Here is a 19,839-nt window from a genome sequence, read left to right on the forward strand (position 1 = left end):
TCACACACCTTCCTCACCATGAACAGAAACGATTTTTCTCTACCAACGATTGTGTTTTCATACCACATTGCAGCGTCATCAATTTCTTCACACGTTAACTGATGACCGTGCTCTAAAACCAATGTACCTCTACCGTGGCACCTGACCCTTTCTGATAGAGGAACATTGAACGTCATCCCTGGCTTAAAGCACTCAAACAGCTTACGGGCTTTGCAGGAAACGTCAAAACTACTTCTTTATGAAAAACAAATTTCTTCATTATCTTCCATCTCGTCAGCTCGAGCATCTCCAATCCCATCGATGCTCGTTAAAGATTCATAATCAGAAAAAGTTTGTTGTTCTCTTAGTTCTTCGATCTCTTCTGCTCGTTCTGAACCGATATGAGTGATCTCTTTTAATTCATCATAAGAAGCGCTATTAATTGCAACCTGTTCACTAGAACAACTTCCCACATCTCGTTGTTCTTCTTCGCGATCTGGCGCTTCATATGTGTCCTGATCTTCTGTATTTGATGATGTCGATTCAGTATCCAATGTCAAAGAATCATCTTCTGTTTCGGTGTTTATTGTATAATCCCCATCGTTTGCGACAACTTGAATCGTACCGTTTTCGTCTGTTCCATATAATTCAATATCCATATCAGCAAAACGCTCAACAACTTCATCATGAGGATGCCCGTATCTATTATCTTCAGCTGCTGAATAAATGCCTACCGATGGTTCAACAGCTTCCAAAAAGGTTTTAGTGTTCGAAGTCGACGATCCGTGATGACCAAGTTGAAAAACATCAGCCTGAAGATCAAGCCCTGCTTCCAACATTTCAATTTCACTTTCTTTTTCTGCATCTCCCGTAAACAATACATTGAAGTCATCATAATAAATATGAAACGATAAAGAACCTTCATGAAGATCGCCTGTTAATGATTCAGGGTGAAGCATTTCAATCGTAAAAGCACCGACTCCATAGGTTTCTCCTCTTCGTGGCTCTTCATAGCTACTATCGCTATTGATTGTCGCATCAATCACCCGTTCATAAGTTTGCGTTGTATGTTCATCACCACTCATCCAAACTTCTTCAACATCTAATTGGGCGATAATCTCATCTGCATTGCCTATATGGTCAGCATGTGGATGGGTTAAAATGAGTAAATCGATGTTTTCAACATCATAATTTTCGATATGATCAAAGATTACGTCGTTATCATGTCTTCCTGTATCCACCATAATCGTTGTATCCTCGTCTTGAATTAACGTACTATCCCCTTGTTCAACATCGAGAAACGTAAAATGTGCCTCTCCAGTTTCCACTTCTTCACTTTGCGCATCACCGTCTCCTGTACACGCTCCCAAAGATGAAATAATTGGTAATGTTAAACAACATCCAATTACTTTTAACTTTCCAACCATAATGATTACCCCTTCTCTTTCAAATGCTTTTTGCTTCCCTATCATAACAAACTTTCGTTCAACTGTACGTTCATCTAAAAAACAAAAATCAAAATCAATAAAAGAGACAACACCAGAACCTGCCACCGAAGTTGTCTAAAAAAACTGCTGTGCCATGAGAGTAAACCTCCCTAGACACAGCAGTTTTTCTACGATTCATATGATGATTAGTTCGTTAGTTCATACACAACATCAACATGCTGAACAACTTCGATTTCACCTGCATCTATAACCGTTGAACGGTCAGTTCCTGCATCATCATAGGCCATTTCCTCTTGCCCATGATTTTGAACAGGAATGTCGATTCTCGCATCACGGTCAGTAATGTGCAAGACTTCTCCTTGCTGTTTTCCTGCACTTTCAGCCATTGCCGCTGCTTTTGGCTTTGTATGATCAATCGCCTTTTTTATTGCTTGTTGCTCTGCTTCCGATTCATCCTCTAATGTAAATTGCGTACGCTCAATACGGTTAGCACCAGCATCAGCCACTTCATCTAACAACACACCGACATTTTCGATATCTTGATATTCGACTTCGAGAATATGTTGTGCACGGAACTGCTCTTCACTTTCCTCACCTTGTCCAGTTCTAGGTTGGTAAGGGTGCACATTGAAACGAACTGTTTCTAACTGATCCTCTTCTATGCCTAGATTACTAAGGCGATCACGCACTGTATTGATTCTCTCACTCACAGCTTCTTGTGCCTTGTCAGCTGAGTCATGCGTTTCTTCTACGCCAAATTGGACAAACGCCAAATCTGGTTCCATCGTGACAGTCCCTTCTCCACTAACGACGAGCGTCCCTTCCTGATACTCGTCACTCGCGTGGACAGGGTTTTCCTGTTCCGCCTCATGACTAAATGTTGTTTGGTACATAAAACCAGCACCTACTAGTAATGCCGTTAATCCTCCAATTTTCCATACACTTTTCTTATTCATCGTTAAATCATTCCTCCTTCAATTCTTCTATTCCCCTCATAGCACACTAAAGAACAGCGTAACAATACCTTCCAATTAATGAGTCGTGAATGAAATATATAAGTTACAAGGAATCATAACGCACGAGGAAGAGTCCACATCTAAAAAGCTGTGCCAATGATTGAGAAAATCAATGTTGGCACAGCTCTTCTTGTTTTAGCTTTTACTGGGTGACTTCTAAATGACGAAATTGTGGCAAGTAGTCTTTATGCGCTTCAAGCATTTCATCAAATATTTCTTTAGCCACATGATCCGATGGAACAAGCGGATTGATCGTCATTGCTAACAACCCTGTTTTGTAGTCCCCTGTGACAGCTGCTTCTGAAGCAACACGTTCAAATGATTTGATCTCTTGTACTAAACCACGAGTAGCTACTGGTAAATCTCCTACCGCTAGCGGTTTGGGACCATCTTTTGTAATCACACAATTGACTTCAACTGCTGAATCATTCGGAATACTTGCAATCGCGCCGTTATTCATCGTATTCACTGGTTGAATATCTTTACGGTCATTATATAGTGAATCGATTAAATTACACGCCGCATCACTATAGTAAGCCCCGCCTCTCTTTTCAAGCTGTTCAGGTTTTCCACGTAGATTTTCATCTTTATATAGCTCAAATAGGTCATTTTCCAATGCTTGCACAACTTCAGCACGTGTCCCTTTATCTGCAGCTTCCTCTAACTCTTTTTCAAGCATTCGTCCCGTTTGATAGTAATAACGATGATAAGGGCATGGTAAAACACCTAGACTTTGAAGAAACTCAGGCTGCCAACCGAGATCCATGATATTACTCATCGTCATGGAAGCTTCTCCTGATGTTAACTTCTTAATGACTGTTTCTGTAACGTTTTCCCCATCAAGGTAAATATTTAGACCATAAACCATATGATTCAACCCTGCAAAGTCAATGTGAACGCGATCTGCATCAACGTCTAACATTTGCGCGACACCCATTTTCATGCCTACGGGCACATTACACAAACCGACAACTTTTCTCCAGTTTGAATGACGGTAAATAGCTTCTGTTACCATACCGGCAGGATTAGTAAAGTTAATTAACCAAGCATTCGGACAAAGCTCTTCCATATCTTGAACAATGTCTAAAATAACTGGTATCGTACGTAAACCTTTGAATAATCCACCTGGCCCATTTGTTTCTTGACCAATCACGTTATATTTTAGAGGAATTCGTTCATCTTTAGCACGCGCATCTAAGAGACCTACGCGAAATTGTGTTGTTACAAAGTCGGCTCCTTTTAATGCTTCCTTACGATCGAGTGTTAAGTGAATCTTCATTGGAACGCCCGCTTCCTCAACCATTCTTTGCGCGAGCGCACCAACCGTATTTAACTTATCTTCCCCTTCTGGAATGTCGACGAGCCAAAGCTCTGAAATTGGAAGAGAGTCATAGCGCTTAATAAAACCTTCAATTAGCTCAGGTGTATAACTTGATCCTCCACCAATCGTTACTATTTTGATCCCTTTTTTCTCAGTCATGATTCATTCCTCCTCTTTGATTAACTTCCTTTGAATACACAAAACTACTTTTCTTGTATAATAGAAATAGCTTGTTTCTTTTAAGCACATAACATATATTCAGTCCTCTAGTTGAAAAGGGTGAACATCCAATGGTGACAAATGAACAAATGGAATCATTTTCTGACCTCGACTACACACTTTATCAATATGTCACGTCACATGCGGAGAAAGTGATTTACATGCGCATCCGTGATCTAGCCAACGAAACACACGTATCACCGACAACCATTCTCCGTTTCTGTCGAAAAGTCGATTGTGACGGATTTTCTGAATTTAAAACGAAACTAAAAATGCATATCACACAAGAGCAACCGTTATCTTTAACAAGCCCAGAGCACGCTTTTCGTGAATTTATAGATCAAACTTTACAAATCGATTATGAGCGACAAATAAAACAAATTGCTTCAGTGATTGCTCAAACAGAACATGTGATCTTTTTAGGTAACGGGAGTTCTGGCATCTTAGCAGAATATGGATCTCGCTATTTTTCCAGTTTGAAAAAGTTCTCTTTGCACATCAAAGATCCTTATTTCCCTATTTTTGGCCAATATATGAAAAGTAGCGTCTCAATCATTTTATCTGTCTCAGGTGAATCAGAACAGACGATCGAACAGAGTCGGCGTCTTCGAGAAGAAGGAAGCACCTTAATTAGCATTACAAACAGTAAAAGCTGCAGGCTCGCTAAAATGTCCGATTATAACCTCGCTTACTATTCAAATATGGAATTTGTAGAAAAAGCAAATATTACAAGCCAACTGCCTGTTGTCTATTTGTTAGAGCGTTTAGCAAAAGAGACGTATTCATCAATGCATACCGAATGATGACTCACAGCTATGACACGCGTACTCGTTGATTCCATACCTCTTTTTTACCGTTTTTATAATCAAAGGTAAAGGCTTTTCACCCCATGAGGAAAACGCTCACACGGGAAGCACATGTTCCATAATCGGAACACACTGTTCCAAAATATAAACGAGCACAAAAACCCACAGGAATTGATATCCTGTGGGTTTTAGCATCTATTAAACATTACTTTTTGTTTTGTTGTAATGTCTCAATTTGTTTTGATAACTTCTCATAATACTTCTCACTAACGCGCCCCTTAGCTCCACGCAAAATTTCTTCTGCGTAATGATCAGGTGGCGCGATTTCTTCTTCTTTATTGACAACGATAAATGTGATCACGTCTTTCAGTGTTTCGCCATTTTCTCCAACGACATCAACCAAGGCTGGACGGTAAATGCCACTTTCTACCCCTTCTCGGTTATACAAATAGTCAAGCGCATCAATCGGGCATTGATAAACGATTCCTTCAACACGATCTTCATCATTGTTTGTCTCAATAATATCAGCACGGCCGCCATCATTTGCATGCACCTTGTAACGCATCTCGTACCCTTTTAACGTACCGACAGTTTGTACGTCTTGGAAATACGATTCAACCCCCGCTTTTTTAAACCGTTCATCGTCCATTGCTGAACCATAAGCGAAAAAATAAAAGTGATCTGGTTTATCCTCTTGAAACTTATACACCTTCCAGTCACCGCTTGCAATTGGATACGTTTCTTCAAACCTTTCTCGGTCACGGACATGATAAACGTAAGCTTCGATGTTTCCTTGATCGGTTTCAACTGTTTCAATCGATCGATCATACATACGGTCTTCTTCCTCTTCTGTATAACCTTCTAATTCATCGATCGGTCCCCATAAGCGTTCGGGAACGTCATAGACATGACCATATACATGTGAAGTACCACTCATGACAAGCGTTGGATAAATTAAGTCCGTATCAAACATTTCTCCTTTAATTCGCGCTTGTTCATGAAGGAGAGTGGCTTCTTCTAAGTAATGTTCGTTCGGCTGATTCGGTAATAAAGTGCCATATACGAATAATTTCGTCATTAAACCTCGCTCCTTTTTCAATTTCAACCTAAGCTTATTGTTCTCAATCCATATAAATTTAAACAAAAGAGGAAGCCCTATTTAGAGCTCCCTTCATTTTCTAGTCAAAATTTGAATGACATGGCTTTTCCCTTGATGTAAATGCCCTTCATACCGTTCTACATCGCCAATAAAAAAATAAGGAATATGCCAATCAGCAAATGTTGTTAGAAACAGTTGCGGATCGTAAAGTAATTCTTCACGTTTTGGACCACCTGTTCCATAATTTCGTTGCGTTTTCGAATATACTTCGCACAAAAAGCTTCCGCCTGGCTTAATAGCCTGTTTAATACCTTTTAACACCGAGGCTTGAACATCTTCATCAAAATGACCGAATACCATGACAACGTGATCATATTGCTCTTGTGGCCACATGACATTTCCCAAGTCCACTTGTTCTGTTTTGACGTTAACACCATTTTTTTCTGCTAATGTTTCGGTCTTTTTCAACCCTTCAATGGAAGCATCCCAAGCCGTGACGTCAAAACCTTGCTTTGCTAAAAATACAGCGTTTCTCCCTTCACCTTCCGCAACAGCTAATACGCTTTCTCCTTGTAATTCTGACGCTTTTTGTTCAATGAAAACGTTCGGTTCTGTTCCATATTGATATTCTTGTTTACGAAAACGTTCATCCCACATCGACATATTCCAACTCTCCTCATCCATATATTTACTTACATCATAATCGCTAACTGCACATTTAACAAAATGATATACTTATTTTTAGAAAGTCATTCCGTTTTCAAAGCCTTGATACTGTTATTTTCATTGTTATAATAGGTTTATTATATGTCACTGATTAAATATCAAAGGAGGGGAATTTCCATGAGACTCGCTTATTTCTCAACAATCTTAGGTGCTGCACTTTGGGGATTAATCGGTATATTCGTGCAAGGTCTCTATTCATATGGATTTACCCCTTGGGAAGTTGTCGGTATTCGCCTTTTCGTTTCAGCTGTCTTAACGGTATTATTTCTCTTAATCTTTAGTCGCCGACTTCTCGTCATCCAACTTAAACACATCCCTTTTTTCATCGGTACAGGGATTATAAGTATTAGCTTTTTCAATTGGGCATACTTCACTGTCATGGAAGGTGCTTCATTATCATTAGCTGTTACTCTTCTTTATACTGGGCCTGTTTTTGTCACGATCTTATCTCGATTGATCTTTCAAGAAGCGTTGACGACTAAAAAGCTAAGCGCACTCGTCATGACCGTTGTCGGTTGTAGCTTCGTCGTTGGTTTTTTACCATTTGGAACATCTTCCATCTCGATGAGCTTGCTGATCACAGGTGTCGCATCTGGATTTTTTTATGCGCTCTACAGCATCTTCGGGAAGTTTGTCAGCCCGTACTACAACCCACTTACCATTACCGCATACTCTATGATTTTCGGTGCGCTATTTTTATTACCAACAAGCCAACTGTGGGAAAAACAAGCTGTATTTGCCAAGCCTGAAGTTTGGCTTTTAGCCATTGGTCTTGCAATTATAGCTACTGTTCTAGGTTACATTTTTTATACATATGGACTCGCAAGGATTGAATCTAGCCGTGCATCCATTTTATCAACGATTGAACCTGTTGTGGCCATTTCTGTGGGTGTCCTCATTTTTGGAGATTCGATGGAAGTCTGGCAAGTGCTCGGGATGATTCTCGTCATCACATCCGTCTTTCTAACAATTGAAACGAAAAAAGAAGCAAAAGTCGTAAACGAAAAATCCACCCAAACGTCAACAGGGTAAAAAATGCGCTAAACCACAGACCGGCTTAGCGCATTTTTTAGTTATAACATTTTATCAAGAAAATCTTTCGCTCGTTCTGTTTTCGGTGCAGTGAAAAACTCGCTCGGTGGTGCATCTTCCACTAGTTTCCCTTCGTCTAAGAATAACACTCGGTCTGCAACTTCACGGGCAAAATTCATCTCGTGCGTGACAACTGCCATCGTCATCCCTGTCTCAGTGAGTGACTTCATGACTTGCAACACTTCTTTCACCATTTCTGGGTCCAGTGCTGAAGTCGGCTCATCAAAAAGCATCGCCTTCGGTTCCATTGCAAGCGCACGGGCAATCGCAACACGTTGCTTTTGTCCGCCAGATAAACGATTAGGGTATTCATTGGCTTTATCCGCCAATCCAACTTGTTTCAACAACTTGTGCGCAAGCTCTTCGGCATCTTTTTTCGCCACGCCTTTTACATTGATCGGTGCATACGTCAAGTTATTCAACACACTTAAGTGCGGAAATAAATGAAAGTGCTGAAACACCATTCCGATATTTTCACGAACTTCATTGATATTTGTAGAAGGATCCGTAATGTCCGCTCCATCGACCAAAATCTTTCCTTTTGTCGGCTCTTCTAATTGATTCATACAACGTAAAAACGTTGATTTTCCTGAACCTGATGGACCGACAATCGTAACGACTTCTCCAGCATCAATCGTCGTTGAAATATCCTTTAAAACTTCTAATTCGCCAAATGTTTTATGGAGGTTCTCTACATTAATCACTTCTCTTCATTCTCCTCTCCAACGCTTTACCAAGAAGGGTTAAGACCATCACCATAAGGTAATAGATGACACCTGCGATGATTAACGGCTCGAAGAAAGCGAATTTCTCGCCGCCTACAACATACGCACGACGCATAATATCCATTACACCAATGACCGTCACAATTGCGGATTCTTTCGTTAATGTAATCCATTCATTCATTAACGCAGGTAAAATATTTTTCATCGCTTGAGGAAGAATGATATCTTTCATCATCGGTTTATAAGAAATCCCAAGCGCTTCAGCTGCTTCTTTTTGTCCTTTATCAACTGCTTGTATTCCAGCACGGATAATCTCCGAAACATAAGCACTTGAATTCAATCCAAAAGCAATAACAGCAGCCATATATGCCGGGATATCGACGCCGAGCATCTGTGGTAGCCCGTAGTAAACAATCATCAATTGCAAAACGAGAGGCGTACCGCGAAAGATCGACGTATATGCATCCGCTAACCAACGGAGAATTTTAATGTTTCCGATTTTCAATAAGCTTAATATAATTCCTAAGCTTAGCCCAAGCAATGCCGCAACTGCAACAATGCTCAGCGTGACCCAAATCCCATCTATAATATAGGGGATCGAAGGGAAAAACTGCGTAAAATCTAAATCGAGACCCATGGTGTTTTTCAATCCTCTCTTTTACTACCCATTATCCTTCTTCGACAATTTCTTTTTCATCGAACCATTTATGAATTAACTCATCAAGTTCGCCACTTTCTTGCATATCGATGATTACTTCATTAAATTGTTCCGTTAATTCACTGTCTTTATTAAATGCGATCGCATTTCCATCTTCTTCTGCTTGGTTTGGTAATGAGAACCCTACAAGCTCTTCGCTTCCCTCAATATAGTTATCTGCTACCGTGTCTGCAATAATTGCAGCGTCAAAACGGTCTGTATGAATTTCTTGAACGAGTTCAGGGATACGGTTACGTGTTTCAACCTCAAGATCTTCCACTTCTTCTGCTAATTCATCAGCCTGACCTTCCTGGATCGAACCAAGTTGAACACCTAACGTTTTCCCTTCGAGATCATCGGCAGTTTCTATGCCACTCTCTTCATGTGTAATAATCGTATGATGGGATTTGAAATAAATCTCCGAGAAGTCGGCATTTTCACGACGCTCCTCCGTTGGTCTCATTCCTGCTTGAACAAAGTCAACTTGATCTGCGTTAAGAGCTGGGATTAAGCCATTAAATTCAATGTCTTCAATTACTAAATCATAGCCGAGCTCTTCAGTTATTGCGTTGGCTAAATCAATATCAAAGCCAATAATTTCGTCACTTTCTGCTGTTTCAATGTATTGAAATGGTGGGTAATCTGCTGATGTCCCCATCACTAATGTATTTTCATCATCTCCACATGCGGCTAATGTAGCTACCGTTCCTCCAAGTAATGCTGTAAGTAAAATTGTTTTTCCTTTCATTCGTTTCTCCCCCTGATTTTTGTATTTTTATTAATATACATTCATATTAATTCTTATGCATTGCATTTTAGCATGCTCATTATAAATTGACAAGTATATTGATACTTATTTTGTTTTTTTTAAATATTTTTGGCGATTTTTCAATCACAAAAAAAGAGATTGAGCACACTTTCATTAAAAATTACTCAACCCCATTACACCAGTGTAATTATCCATCTTAATTTTAAAAATTTAATCATCACATCGTTAAATAAAACTTCTACTTAACAATGTTTATTAAACCACCCATGTATACACCATACATTTTTACGTATAAAAAAGGCGATACACTTTATCTTTCTCGCTTATGTTATTCTCCTTCAATGACCAGACAAGTTGTATTGCTTCATCATCCGTTCATTGAAAAAACCTGCTCCAACTGCCAATTGACAGTCGAAGCAGGCAAATTTCATTATTGACCAAGCCATTCATTAACGATACCTTCGTTTTCATCAACCCATTCTTCTGCAACTTCACGTGGGTCACGGTCTTCATTCTCGATTTCTACAATCATCGCTTCTACATCTTCAAGCGGCATATACCAATTACTTAAAAACTCATAAGCTTCTGGCTTTTCCTCAGCGAAATCTTTATTGGAAACGACCTTAACGTCTGCAATTTCAAAGTATTCCGCTTGATCTTCAAGCACTTTCAAGTCGAAATTATTAAACATTGAATGTGGGCGCCATCCGTAAAACACGATTGGCTCTTCATTTGCTATATGACGCGTTACTTCTGATAACATGCCACCTTCACTGGAGACGACTTGTTCCATGTCGAATCCTTCCCCATCAATAAGGTCACGAGAAATTTCAGTTACTTCTGCACCTTCTTCAATTCCGTACATTTCTCCATTAAACAAATCTTCATTTCCATGAATATCTTCAAGCGAATCGATCTCCTCAACATATGTTGGAACGGTCCAACCTTGTGAAGCATCGGTATAACTTAATGCTGTTTCTTCAATTGTATCAGAGTACTCATCCATATAACTGTTGTGCATTGGGAACCAAGCGTCCATAAACACGTCGAGGTCACCACGGGAAAGACCTGTATAGACAGCACCTACGTCGGCTTCTGTTTGTTCAGTTTCATAACCCATATCCTCTAAAACAACAGCTGCTACTTCAGTGGGTGGAACTGTACTTGTCCAAGGTGCGACACCAAATTCAATCGTTCCGCTTACTTCTTCTCCACCGTTAGTCTCACTGTCTCCACTTGTCGTTTCTGCCTCTCCGCCACAAGCTGCACCAACACCTACACTGAAAACTGCAAATGCACTTAATGTGAATTTCTTCATATCATACTCTCCTTTATAATTTTTTCAGTGATAAACCGACATCGAAAACAACTTTGACCTCTATCTTTTCACTTCAAGTAGACTGTTTGATTAATGGTTATACTACTGTAAAAAAACTAAGCAAAGTTCTATTTTTACTGTTCAAGCCATTCATTAACGATATCTTCGTTTTCATCGATCCAATCTTGAGCCACTTCACGAGCATCTCGATCTTCATCTTCAATTTCGACAATCATTGCTTCTACATCTTCAAGAGGAATGTACCAGTTACTCAAAAACTCATAAGCTTCTGGCTTTTCTTCTGCGAGATTATCGTTTGCGATAACTTTAACATCTGATGGCTCAAAGTATTCTTCTTGGCCTTCAAGAACTTTTAAATCATAATTGTTAAACTTAGAGTGTGGGCGCCAACCGTAAAATACAATTGGTTCTTCGTTTGGAATCTTTCGTGCGGCTTCTGAAAGCATCCCACCTTCACTAGAGACAATTTGCTCCATATCGAACCCTTCTCCTTCGATCAACTCATATGAAATTTCTGTTCCCGAAGCCCCTTCTTCAATGCCGTACATTTCTCCATCGAAGAGATCTTCATTACCATGGATGTCCTCAATATCGTTGACATCTTCTACATACGTTGGTACTGTCCAACCTGACTCAGCATCAGTATAACTAATTGCCACTTCATCAAGATCGTCTCCAAACTCATCTATATAGTTCCCGTGCATCGGGAACCAAGCATCCATAAACACATCTAAATCACCACGGGATAGTCCTGTGAAAACAGCACCCACATCCGCTTGTGTATGCTCAACTTCATAACCCATGTCTTCTAAAATAATTCCTGCCACTTCTGTTGGCGGAACCGTACTCGTCCAAGGTGTGACACCAAATTCGATCGTTCCACTCACCCCTTCTTCGCCACTTGCACCTTCTCCACTCGTTTCCGCTTCTCCTCCACAAGCTGCCAAAGCAGAAACACTTACCATTGCTAATAGACTAAAACTTAACTTCATTTTTTTCATTTTAAAAATCCCCCTTAATCATAATTTTATAATTTTTCTCCAAGCCCTTGTGTTAGGCGGTCTACAATAATCGCTAGAACAACAATTCCTAAACCACCTGTTAATCCTAAACCGACATTCACGTTGGAAATTCCTGATAATACGACCGACCCAAGACCTGGTGCGCCGATCATTGATGCGATAACTGCCATCGATAATGCGAGCATAATCGTTTGGTTAATTCCTGCCATAATCGTTTGCAGGGCCATCGGTAATTCTACTTTAAATAACAGCTGCCATGTTGTTGATCCAAATGCTCTCGATGCTTCTACGATATCTTCGGGTACTTGACGGATTCCGAGGTTTGTCATACGAACCGCTGGTGGTGTCGCAAATATAAATGTCGACATGACTGCAGGTACTCCACCAAGTCCAAATAAAAGAATCGCAGGAATTAAATAAACGAAACTCGGTAATGTTTGCATAAAATCTAAAATTGGACGAACAATTCGATAGATCGTATCGCTTTTTGAACTTAAAATCCCAATTGGCACGCCAATGATAATTGAAAGGAGCGTAGCGACAATGACAATTGCCATCGTTTGCATCGCTTCTGGCCACAGGTCAACGGAAACGAGATAGACACTTCCGATAATTGTAAATATCGCCAAACCACGTCCAGATAACCACAACGCTAAAGCTGTAACGATCGCAACCAGTAAAAAGACAGGAATGGATATTAACCCATCTGTTACGCCATCTACGAACCAACCTAAAATATCACTAACTTGATTAAAGAAATCACCCATAGTAGGTAACAACCAATCATTAACAAATGAATTGGTCCATTCTTCTAACGGAAAATAAAAATCACTCATGCATGAACCTCCTCAGCATGCTCTTGTTGTCCAAATACTAACCCTGACAATATCGATGCCCGCGAAATGATTCCCAATAGTTCTCCGTCCTTAACCACTGTGATCGGATACTTTGCATCACTAGCAATGCTAATCAAATCTCTGAGTGGTGTATTAGGTGCCGTCTTTGGAAAATCATTTTTCAATACCGTTTCCATAGATTCATTGTTTTTGTGTATATAGATGGCATCATCGATTGTAAGCAGGCCTTTTAGTTGTTTATTTTTATCTGTCACAAAAATACTAGACATGTTCGCTTCTTCCATCTTTTTAACAGCCATTTTCGGACCATCACGAAATGATGATGTCACCTCTGGTTTTTTCATTACATGTTCTGCTTCAAGAACTTTTGAGCGATCTACGTCTTTTACGAAACTTGAAACATAATCGTTTGCTGGATTGTCTAAAATCTCTTCTGCTGTTCCAATTTGGACAATTTCTCCGTCTTTCATAATTGCAATCCGATCTCCTAGTTTCAATGCTTCATCTAAATCGTGCGTAATAAACAAAACAGTCTTATTCAACTTTTCTTGTAATTCTATGAGTTCATCTTGCATTTCTTGGCGAATGAGAGGATCAAGGGCACTAAATGCTTCATCCATTAATAAGATATCCGTATCATTAGCTAATGCACGGGCTAGACCAACTCTTTGTTGCATACCTCCACTTAATTGTTTAGGTAATTGTTGTTCGTAACCTTTAAGCCCAACGTCTTCAATCGCTTTAAGTGCTTGTTTTTCTCTTTTCTCTTTATCAACACCTTGAATCTCTAACCCATATTCAACATTTTTTAGAATCGTCCGAAATGGGAATAATCCAAATTTTTGGAATACCATTCCTAGCTTTTCACGTCTCGTTTCAAGGAGCGTTTGCGTATTCATTGTCGTTAGATCCTCTCCATCGATCTTAACGTGTCCAGCTGTAGGGTCGATCAATCTATTAATTAAGCGAATTAACGTTGATTTCCCACTTCCCGATAAGCCCATAATCACAAAGGTTTCACCTGGTTTAACTGAAAAGGAAGCTTCTTTTACACCGACAGTCATGCCTGTGTTTTCTAGTATTTCGTCTTTGGACTTTCCTTCCTTTAACTGTTGTATCCCTTCCTCTGGTTTTGAGCCGAAGATTTTCGTCAATTGTTCTACTTCAATTTTGTTGTCCATGAATCATTCTCCTTTGAATGTCTTCATCTTTTTCGTTTTCTTTACTTGCGAGCCTTTTATCACTGATAACCATCCTTATATTTCGTCTGTTCAACTAAAGTTTCTTTGACTTCTTCACGAGTTTTTTCATCAAATGAGACAAGTCCCAATAACTCTGTTAACCAAAGTCCATCCATAGATAATCGCAGAATCAACGCTTTTACTGGATCAATCCCATCGCTATCAAGCTGCTCTTGCCACTCTTGATAGCGATCACGAACGGTATCTAATAATGCCGGGTTGATCGCCAATGCCGCCAACAGCCCTGTATTCATATCTTCATTATGATACGTTTGTCGATACGTCTCTTTAATAATTGAGCGTGTCCATTTCCCGATTTCCACATCGTCTTGTTCCATCTGTTCAGTAATTCCCTTTTTATAAGAAGAAATTAAATGATTAACCATCCCTTCCACGAGTGCTTCCTTTGTTGGAAAATGATAAAGTAAACCACCTTTACTTACACCAGCTTCTTTCGCAACGGCTTCAAGTGTTAAGGAGAAGACACCTTTTTGTTGAACAATGCGGGAGGCCGCTTCTATAATCTCCGTTTCTCGGGATCTCTTTGTCATTCAGAACCCCTTCCCTCATATTTGGATTTATTCTCACATCCAATTAGACCGTCTGGACTGTGCATTGTTTTCGTCCACGTTCATGAATGTAGCACAATCTGTCGAACAAATGAACATGAATAAGAACTTTTTGACAGACTTCGCAAGACTGCCATGACACGTTAAAAATTCTTTACAGCGCACACCTTTACGAAAAATTGCTATAATAACAGTCAGTAAACACCTGGAAACCAATTCCATCTATGAATATTCTTGTTTTATTCCAGTGAGCTGTTAATAAATTTTTACAACATATTGACGATCCTTTGTTTCATACCTTTATCTTTTTACTTCAAACATACGATTGATGAAAACGCCTCCAAATAGTGGCAATCTTGTAGAAAAGAGCCAAGAAAAAAACGAGCCTATTATTAGGCTCGTTTTTTGCACGGTTATAAATATTTATTGATTCAACCAATCACCAACAATGTCTTGGTTATCATCGATCCAGTCTTGAGCAACTTCTCGTTCATCTCGTCCTTCTTCCTCAATTTCCACGATCATCGCTTCAATGTCATCAATGGACATGCTCCAATTGCTTAAAAACGCGTATGCTTCTGGTTTTTCTTCAGCCAAATCACCATTTGTGATGACTTTTACATCAGATGGCTCATGGTATTCTTCCTGTCCTTCAAGCACTTTTAAGTCATAGTTATTAAACATTGTGTGTGGACGCCAACCGAAAAAGACAATCGGTTCTTCGTTTGGAATCTTACGAGCTGCTTCAGAAAGCATTCCGCCTTCACTAGACACAACTTGCTCGATATCCAATTCTTCTTCTTCAATCAAAGTACGTGTGTTTTCCGTCGCAGTCGCACCTTCTTCAATGCCAAACATTTGTCCATCAAACAGATCTTCGTTCCCTTTAATGTCATCAAGGTGATTAATCTCTTCTACGTATGTCGGCACAGTCCAACCAGTTTCCGCATCCGTATAACTTACTGCTGTTTCATCAAGAGAATCTCCAAATTCATCTAAATAGTTATCATGCATAGGAAACCAACCATCCATATATACATCTAAATCGCCTCGAGATAAACCAGTATAAACAGCACCAGCATCCGCTTGCGTTTGCTCTACTTCGTAACCCATTTCTTCTAAAATAAGACCTGCTACCTCTGTTGGAGGAACCGTACTTGTCCAAGGTGTAACACCAAATTCAATCGTTCCACTTACGCCTTCTTCTTCGCTCGGATTTCCTTCACTCGTTTCTGCTTCTCCTCCACAAGCTGCAAGTACACCTACACTTAATGTTGCAAATACACTTAAACCTAACATTTTTTTATTCATTTCAACAAATCTCCTTATTATGAGTTTTATAGTTTCTCTCCAATTCCTTGCGTTAGGCGGTCTACAATAATGGCTAGAACAACAATTCCTAGTCCACCTGTTAATCCTAAACCGACATTCACGTTGGAAATCCCTGATAATACGACCGACCCAAGACCTGGTGCGCCGATCATTGATGCGATAACTGCCATCGATAATGCCAGCATGATCGTTTGATTAATTCCTGCCATAATCGTTTGCAGGGCCATCGGTAGTTCTACTTTAAATAACAATTGCCAAGGTGTTGACCCAAATGCCCTCGATGCTTCTACCATGTCTTCAGGCACTTGACGAATCCCTAAGTTTGTCATACGAACAGCTGGTGGTGTCGCAAAAATGAATGTTGACATAACAGCCGGTACACCACCGAGTCCGAATAATAGAATCGCTGGGATTAAATATACAAAACTAGGTAACGTCTGCATAAAGTCTAAGACCGGGCGGACGATTTTATAGATCGTTTCATTTTTAGAACTTAATATTCCAATAGGTACACCTATAATAATTGAAAGGAGTGTCGCAACAATGACAATCGCCATCGTTTGCATCGCTTCTGGCCACAGGTCAACGGATACGAGATAAATCGCGCCAATAATCGTAAAAACCGCCAATCCTTTACCTGATAGCCATAGTGATAATCCCGCTACGATGAGCGTTAAAATAATTGTTGGAATAAAGATCAGTCCATCTGTCACACCATCGACAAACAAACCTAATATATCACTAACTTGATCAAAGAAATCTCCCATAGTGGGTAATAACCATTCATTAACAAATGAATTGGTCCATTCTTCTAACGGAAAATAAAAGTCACTCATGCATGAACCTCCTCATGCTCCGTTTCTTGTTCTTGACCAAAGACTAACCCTGACAAGATCGAAGCACGTGATATCAATCCTAGTAGTTTTCCATCTTCAACGACCGTGATCGGATACTTTGCATCACTAGCTACTGCTATTAAATCTTTAAGCTGTGTATCTGGTGCCGTTCTTGGAAAATCATTTTTTAATACAGTTTCCATTGATTCGTTGTTTTGATGAACATGAATAGCATCATCAATCGTGAGTAGTCCCATTAAATGTTTGTTTTTACCCGTTACGAAAATGCTCGACATATTCGATTCTTTCATTTTTCGAATCGCCATACGTGGTCCATCTCTAAAGGATGCCGTTACCTCTGGTATTTTCATCACGTTCGAAGCTTCTAGCACTTTCGAGCGATCGACATCTTTTACGAAGCTGGAAACATAATCGTTTGCCGGATTGTCCAAAATCTCTTCTGCTGTGCCGACTTGTACAATCTCTCCATCTTTCATAATCGCAATTCGATCTCCTAGTTTCAAAGCTTCATCCAAGTCATGTGTGATAAAGAGAACAGTCTTATTCAATTTCTCCTGTAAATCGATGAGTTCATCTTGCATTTCTTGACGAATAAGCGGGTCCAATGCGCTGAATGCTTCATCCATTAACAAAATATCTGTATCGTTAGCTAACGCACGCGCAAGACCAACACGTTGTTGCATCCCACCACTCAACTGACTCGGATATTGCTTTTCATACCCTTTTAGACCGACATCATCGATTGCTTTACGCGCTTCTTGTTCGCGCTCCTCTTTTGGAACCCCTTGAATTTCCAAGCCGTATTCCACATTGTTAAGAATTGTACGAAACGGAAACAATCCAAACTTTTGAAACACCATGCCCAGTTTCGCACGCCTTGTTTCAAGAAGTGTTTGATTATCCATCGTTGTAAGGTCCTCTCCGTCAATCATGACACGGCCTGCAGTCGGATCAATCAAACGGTTCACTAAGCGAATTAACGTTGATTTCCCACTTCCAGACAGTCCCATAATGACAAAGATTTCACCTTCTTTTACTGAAAACGAAGCCTCTTTTACACCAACAGTCATGCCAGTGTTTTCAAGAATCTCGTCTTTCGATTTGCCTTCTTCCAGCTGTTTTAGCCCTTCTTCTGGTTTTGAACCGAAGATTTTCGTCAAATGTTCGACTTCAATTTTATTGTTCATGAATCATTCTCCTTTGAATGTCTTCATTATCTAGTTGTTGAATCATTAGCGACGTATACCAATCGTTCGCCCTACTTGTTTTGGTTTTTCTTCATCATTACGCTGTTCAAAAAATATTTTCACTTTACTTTCTACTTGTTCAGGAAAGGAACTCGGACGCTGTTCATTTGTATCCATTCCCAACAACATTTGTTCACTCGTTGCAACGAGGTCGCCATGGCTATCTTTCATTTCAAAAAAGACGTGTAACCTTTTTGCGTCATAATCTAAAATACGGAGATCAACTTGAACCGAATCGTCTAAATGAACTTCCTTCAAGTAGCAAAGGTGCGTTTCTAGCGTGAAAATTGTATATTGAAAGTGCGACCTTCCCGCTTCATCCAAACCGACCGTATCCATCAATGCATCCACAGCATGACTGAAAACTTGGGCATAAGCCGCGTCGTTCATGTGTCCGTTATAGTCGACCCACCCTGAATGGACTCGTTTTGTTAAGATCGCTTCATTTTGAACATTCATCATCTCATTCCTCCCTTATCATGTTTGCCTCAAATTGAATGAGAGGTTATTTTTGCTCATTTTGTAAAATCGTTTGTGGTTCAGGCCAATATTCTTCAACAAGATCAAGCAAACGAACTAAAAACTCATTACGTTGCTTTTCTAATTCCTGAACTGGTTTATTTCCTGCACTTTGTTCAGTTCCTTCAATCACTTTATCTTTCAGTTCATCAGTCAGCTCAGGTGCTTCGAGCTTTGTCCAAGGAAGCTTCAAGGCTGGTCCGAACTGTTTGAGCATGTGTTTCATCCCTTCGTCTCCACCAGCGAGATGGAATGTTAAGAAAGGCCCCATTTGTGCCCAGCGCAAACCTGCACCATACGTGATCGCCGCATCGACTTCTTCTGTTGTAGCCACCCCGTCATTAACGATGTGAAGCGCTTCACGCCATAAAGCTTCCATCAAACGGTCCGCAACATGTCCTTCTACTTCCTTCTGGATCACAAGAGGCTTCATTGCAATCGCTTTGTAAATGTCACTTGCTTTATCAATCATTTCCTGACTCGTGTGCTCACCACCGACAATTTCGACAAGTGGTAATAGATAAACAGGATTGAATGGGTGACCAACAATGATTCGCTCAGGATGCGCACAATCTTGTTGCAAAGTACTTGGTGTAATGCCTGATGTGCTTGACGCAATCACCGTTTCTCGGTCTGTACTTGCATCAATGTCTGCAAGAACTTGTCGTTTTAAACCTTCACGCTCTGGTACATTTTCTTGCACAAATACCGCATCTCGTACAGCTTCCTTTAGGTCCGCTTCAAAACGTAGACGGTCTTGAGAAGCTCCTTCTGCTAGTCCCATTCGTTCCATGTAAGGCCAAGCATGCGCTACGCCTTCTCTTAACTTTTGTTCTGCTCCTTCTGCTGGGTCGGTTGCAACAACGTCATACCCATGTGCTAAAAAGCGAACGATCCAGCCAACACCAATTACGCCTGTGCCGACGACTGCGATTTGTTTGTTATTTGTTTTTGTCATG

General features: G+C 40.1%; 20 protein-coding genes. 2 read left to right on the top strand and 18 right to left on the bottom strand.

All coding sequences use genetic code 11. The annotated features are described in order from the left end of the window. Window positions 1-236 precede the first annotated feature (236 nt). From HNQ41_RS02235 to HNQ41_RS02245, 3 genes are all read right to left on the bottom strand, one after another. A complete protein-coding gene (locus HNQ41_RS02235) occupies window positions 237-1,406 on the bottom strand; it encodes an MBL fold metallo-hydrolase (protein ID WP_184662802.1) in 1,170 nt (389 codons plus the stop codon). Between the two features lie 206 nt (window positions 1,407-1,612). Next, complete coding sequence (locus tag HNQ41_RS02240; RefSeq protein WP_184662803.1) at window positions 1,613-2,383, bottom strand: SIMPL domain-containing protein; 771 nt, start codon at window positions 2,381-2,383, stop codon at window positions 1,613-1,615. 202 nt (window positions 2,384-2,585) lie between these two features. Continuing rightward, window positions 2,586-3,923 (bottom strand): 6-phospho-beta-glucosidase, encoded by a 1,338-nt coding sequence (locus HNQ41_RS02245; protein ID WP_184662804.1) that lies wholly within the window; start codon window positions 3,921-3,923, stop codon window positions 2,586-2,588. Between the two features lie 131 nt (window positions 3,924-4,054). Between HNQ41_RS02245 and HNQ41_RS02250 the strand changes: the two genes are divergently transcribed. Next, the gene (locus tag HNQ41_RS02250; RefSeq protein WP_184662805.1) at window positions 4,055-4,786 is read left to right on the top strand and encodes a MurR/RpiR family transcriptional regulator; all 732 of its coding nucleotides are present in this window, start codon (window positions 4,055-4,057) and stop codon (window positions 4,784-4,786) included. Between the two features lie 208 nt (window positions 4,787-4,994). On the opposite strand, the gene HNQ41_RS02255 is transcribed toward HNQ41_RS02250, so the two are convergent. Together HNQ41_RS02255 and HNQ41_RS02260 are read right to left on the bottom strand one after the other, a co-directional pair. Continuing rightward, the gene (locus HNQ41_RS02255; protein ID WP_184662806.1) at window positions 4,995-5,867 is read right to left on the bottom strand and encodes a gamma-glutamylcyclotransferase family protein; all 873 of its coding nucleotides are present in this window, start codon (window positions 5,865-5,867) and stop codon (window positions 4,995-4,997) included. Window positions 5,868-5,960: 93 nt separating this feature from the next. Next, on the bottom strand, window positions 5,961-6,551 hold the full coding sequence (locus HNQ41_RS02260; RefSeq protein ID WP_184662807.1) for a class I SAM-dependent methyltransferase: 591 nt from the start codon (window positions 6,549-6,551) through the stop codon (window positions 5,961-5,963). Window positions 6,552-6,731: 180 nt separating this feature from the next. Between HNQ41_RS02260 and HNQ41_RS02265 the strand changes: the two genes are divergently transcribed. Then, window positions 6,732-7,646, top strand: coding sequence for a DMT family transporter (locus HNQ41_RS02265; RefSeq protein WP_246421461.1), 915 nt, complete (start codon window positions 6,732-6,734; stop codon window positions 7,644-7,646). 41 nt (window positions 7,647-7,687) lie between these two features. Here HNQ41_RS02265 and HNQ41_RS02270 read toward each other — a convergent pair whose 3' ends face one another. The 13 genes from HNQ41_RS02270 to HNQ41_RS02330 form a co-directional block, all read right to left on the bottom strand. After that, entirely contained in the window at window positions 7,688-8,410 is a 723-nt protein-coding gene (locus HNQ41_RS02270; RefSeq protein WP_184662808.1) for an ATP-binding cassette domain-containing protein, read from the bottom strand. Beyond that, window positions 8,403-9,068, bottom strand: a complete 666-nt coding sequence (locus HNQ41_RS02275) for an amino acid ABC transporter permease (protein ID WP_184662809.1) — start codon at window positions 9,066-9,068, stop codon at window positions 8,403-8,405. The genes HNQ41_RS02270 and HNQ41_RS02275 overlap by 8 nt, the downstream gene beginning before the upstream one ends. A gap of 31 nt (window positions 9,069-9,099) precedes the next feature. Beyond that, window positions 9,100-9,876, bottom strand: coding sequence for a transporter substrate-binding domain-containing protein (locus tag HNQ41_RS02280; RefSeq protein ID WP_184662810.1), 777 nt, complete (start codon window positions 9,874-9,876; stop codon window positions 9,100-9,102). 451 nt (window positions 9,877-10,327) lie between these two features. Further along, window positions 10,328-11,215, bottom strand: coding sequence for a glycine betaine ABC transporter substrate-binding protein (locus tag HNQ41_RS02285; protein WP_184662811.1), 888 nt, complete (start codon window positions 11,213-11,215; stop codon window positions 10,328-10,330). A gap of 134 nt (window positions 11,216-11,349) precedes the next feature. After that, window positions 11,350-12,237 (bottom strand): glycine betaine ABC transporter substrate-binding protein, encoded by an 888-nt coding sequence (locus HNQ41_RS02290; protein WP_184662812.1) that lies wholly within the window; start codon window positions 12,235-12,237, stop codon window positions 11,350-11,352. Between the two features lie 26 nt (window positions 12,238-12,263). Further along, complete coding sequence (locus HNQ41_RS02295; RefSeq protein ID WP_184662813.1) at window positions 12,264-13,094, bottom strand: ABC transporter permease; 831 nt, start codon at window positions 13,092-13,094, stop codon at window positions 12,264-12,266. Then, window positions 13,091-14,296 (bottom strand): quaternary amine ABC transporter ATP-binding protein, encoded by a 1,206-nt coding sequence (locus tag HNQ41_RS02300; RefSeq protein WP_184662814.1) that lies wholly within the window; start codon window positions 14,294-14,296, stop codon window positions 13,091-13,093. Before HNQ41_RS02300 ends, HNQ41_RS02295 begins: the two co-directional genes overlap by 4 nt. A 59-nt stretch (window positions 14,297-14,355) precedes the next feature. After that, window positions 14,356-14,907 (bottom strand): TetR/AcrR family transcriptional regulator, encoded by a 552-nt coding sequence (locus HNQ41_RS02305; protein ID WP_184662815.1) that lies wholly within the window; start codon window positions 14,905-14,907, stop codon window positions 14,356-14,358. A gap of 441 nt (window positions 14,908-15,348) precedes the next feature. After that, window positions 15,349-16,236, bottom strand: coding sequence for a glycine betaine ABC transporter substrate-binding protein (locus HNQ41_RS02310; RefSeq protein WP_184662816.1), 888 nt, complete (start codon window positions 16,234-16,236; stop codon window positions 15,349-15,351). Window positions 16,237-16,262: 26 nt separating this feature from the next. Continuing rightward, the gene (locus HNQ41_RS02315) at window positions 16,263-17,093 is read right to left on the bottom strand and encodes an ABC transporter permease (RefSeq protein ID WP_184662817.1); all 831 of its coding nucleotides are present in this window, start codon (window positions 17,091-17,093) and stop codon (window positions 16,263-16,265) included. Then, window positions 17,090-18,301 (bottom strand): quaternary amine ABC transporter ATP-binding protein, encoded by a 1,212-nt coding sequence (locus HNQ41_RS02320; RefSeq protein ID WP_184662818.1) that lies wholly within the window; start codon window positions 18,299-18,301, stop codon window positions 17,090-17,092. Before HNQ41_RS02320 ends, HNQ41_RS02315 begins: the two co-directional genes overlap by 4 nt. A 45-nt stretch (window positions 18,302-18,346) precedes the next feature. After that, complete coding sequence (locus tag HNQ41_RS02325; RefSeq protein ID WP_343043312.1) at window positions 18,347-18,820, bottom strand: thioesterase family protein; 474 nt, start codon at window positions 18,818-18,820, stop codon at window positions 18,347-18,349. Between the two features lie 46 nt (window positions 18,821-18,866). After that, window positions 18,867-19,838 (bottom strand): L-carnitine dehydrogenase, encoded by a 972-nt coding sequence (locus tag HNQ41_RS02330; protein ID WP_184662820.1) that lies wholly within the window; start codon window positions 19,836-19,838, stop codon window positions 18,867-18,869. Window position 19,839: the final 1 nt, after the last annotated feature.

The organism is Texcoconibacillus texcoconensis (genome assembly GCF_014202575.1).
Classification (GTDB): Bacteria; Bacillota; Bacilli; order Bacillales; family Salisediminibacteriaceae; genus Texcoconibacillus; species Texcoconibacillus texcoconensis.

Excerpts from the sequence above, each read along its gene's own strand:
- HNQ41_RS02235 (WP_184662802.1), bottom strand. The coding sequence starts at position 1,406 with ATGGTTGGAAAGTTAAAAGTAATTGGATGTTGTTTAACATTACCAATT.
- HNQ41_RS02240 (WP_184662803.1), bottom strand. The coding sequence starts at position 2,383 with ATGAATAAGAAAAGTGTATGGAAAATTGGAGGATTAACGGCATTACTA.
- HNQ41_RS02245 (WP_184662804.1), bottom strand. The coding sequence starts at position 3,923 with ATGACTGAGAAAAAAGGGATCAAAATAGTAACGATTGGTGGAGGATCA.
- HNQ41_RS02250 (WP_184662805.1), top strand. The coding sequence starts at position 4,055 with ATGGTGACAAATGAACAAATGGAATCATTTTCTGACCTCGACTACACA.
- HNQ41_RS02255 (WP_184662806.1), bottom strand. The coding sequence starts at position 5,867 with ATGACGAAATTATTCGTATATGGCACTTTATTACCGAATCAGCCGAAC.
- HNQ41_RS02260 (WP_184662807.1), bottom strand. The coding sequence starts at position 6,551 with ATGTCGATGTGGGATGAACGTTTTCGTAAACAAGAATATCAATATGGA.
- HNQ41_RS02265 (WP_246421461.1), top strand. The coding sequence starts at position 6,732 with ATGAGACTCGCTTATTTCTCAACAATCTTAGGTGCTGCACTTTGGGGA.
- HNQ41_RS02275 (WP_184662809.1), bottom strand. The coding sequence starts at position 9,068 with ATGGGTCTCGATTTAGATTTTACGCAGTTTTTCCCTTCGATCCCCTAT.
- HNQ41_RS02280 (WP_184662810.1), bottom strand. The coding sequence starts at position 9,876 with ATGAAAGGAAAAACAATTTTACTTACAGCATTACTTGGAGGAACGGTA.
- HNQ41_RS02285 (WP_184662811.1), bottom strand. The coding sequence starts at position 11,215 with ATGAAGAAATTCACATTAAGTGCATTTGCAGTTTTCAGTGTAGGTGTT.
- HNQ41_RS02290 (WP_184662812.1), bottom strand. The coding sequence starts at position 12,237 with ATGAAAAAAATGAAGTTAAGTTTTAGTCTATTAGCAATGGTAAGTGTT.
- HNQ41_RS02295 (WP_184662813.1), bottom strand. The coding sequence starts at position 13,094 with ATGAGTGATTTTTATTTTCCGTTAGAAGAATGGACCAATTCATTTGTT.
- HNQ41_RS02300 (WP_184662814.1), bottom strand. The coding sequence starts at position 14,296 with ATGGACAACAAAATTGAAGTAGAACAATTGACGAAAATCTTCGGCTCA.
- HNQ41_RS02305 (WP_184662815.1), bottom strand. The coding sequence starts at position 14,907 with ATGACAAAGAGATCCCGAGAAACGGAGATTATAGAAGCGGCCTCCCGC.
- HNQ41_RS02310 (WP_184662816.1), bottom strand. The coding sequence starts at position 16,236 with ATGAATAAAAAAATGTTAGGTTTAAGTGTATTTGCAACATTAAGTGTA.
- HNQ41_RS02315 (WP_184662817.1), bottom strand. The coding sequence starts at position 17,093 with ATGAGTGACTTTTATTTTCCGTTAGAAGAATGGACCAATTCATTTGTT.
- HNQ41_RS02320 (WP_184662818.1), bottom strand. The coding sequence starts at position 18,301 with ATGAACAATAAAATTGAAGTCGAACATTTGACGAAAATCTTCGGTTCA.
- HNQ41_RS02325 (WP_343043312.1), bottom strand. The coding sequence starts at position 18,820 with ATGAATGTTCAAAATGAAGCGATCTTAACAAAACGAGTCCATTCAGGG.
- HNQ41_RS02330 (WP_184662820.1), bottom strand. The coding sequence starts at position 19,838 with ATGACAAAAACAAATAACAAACAAATCGCAGTCGTCGGCACAGGCGTA.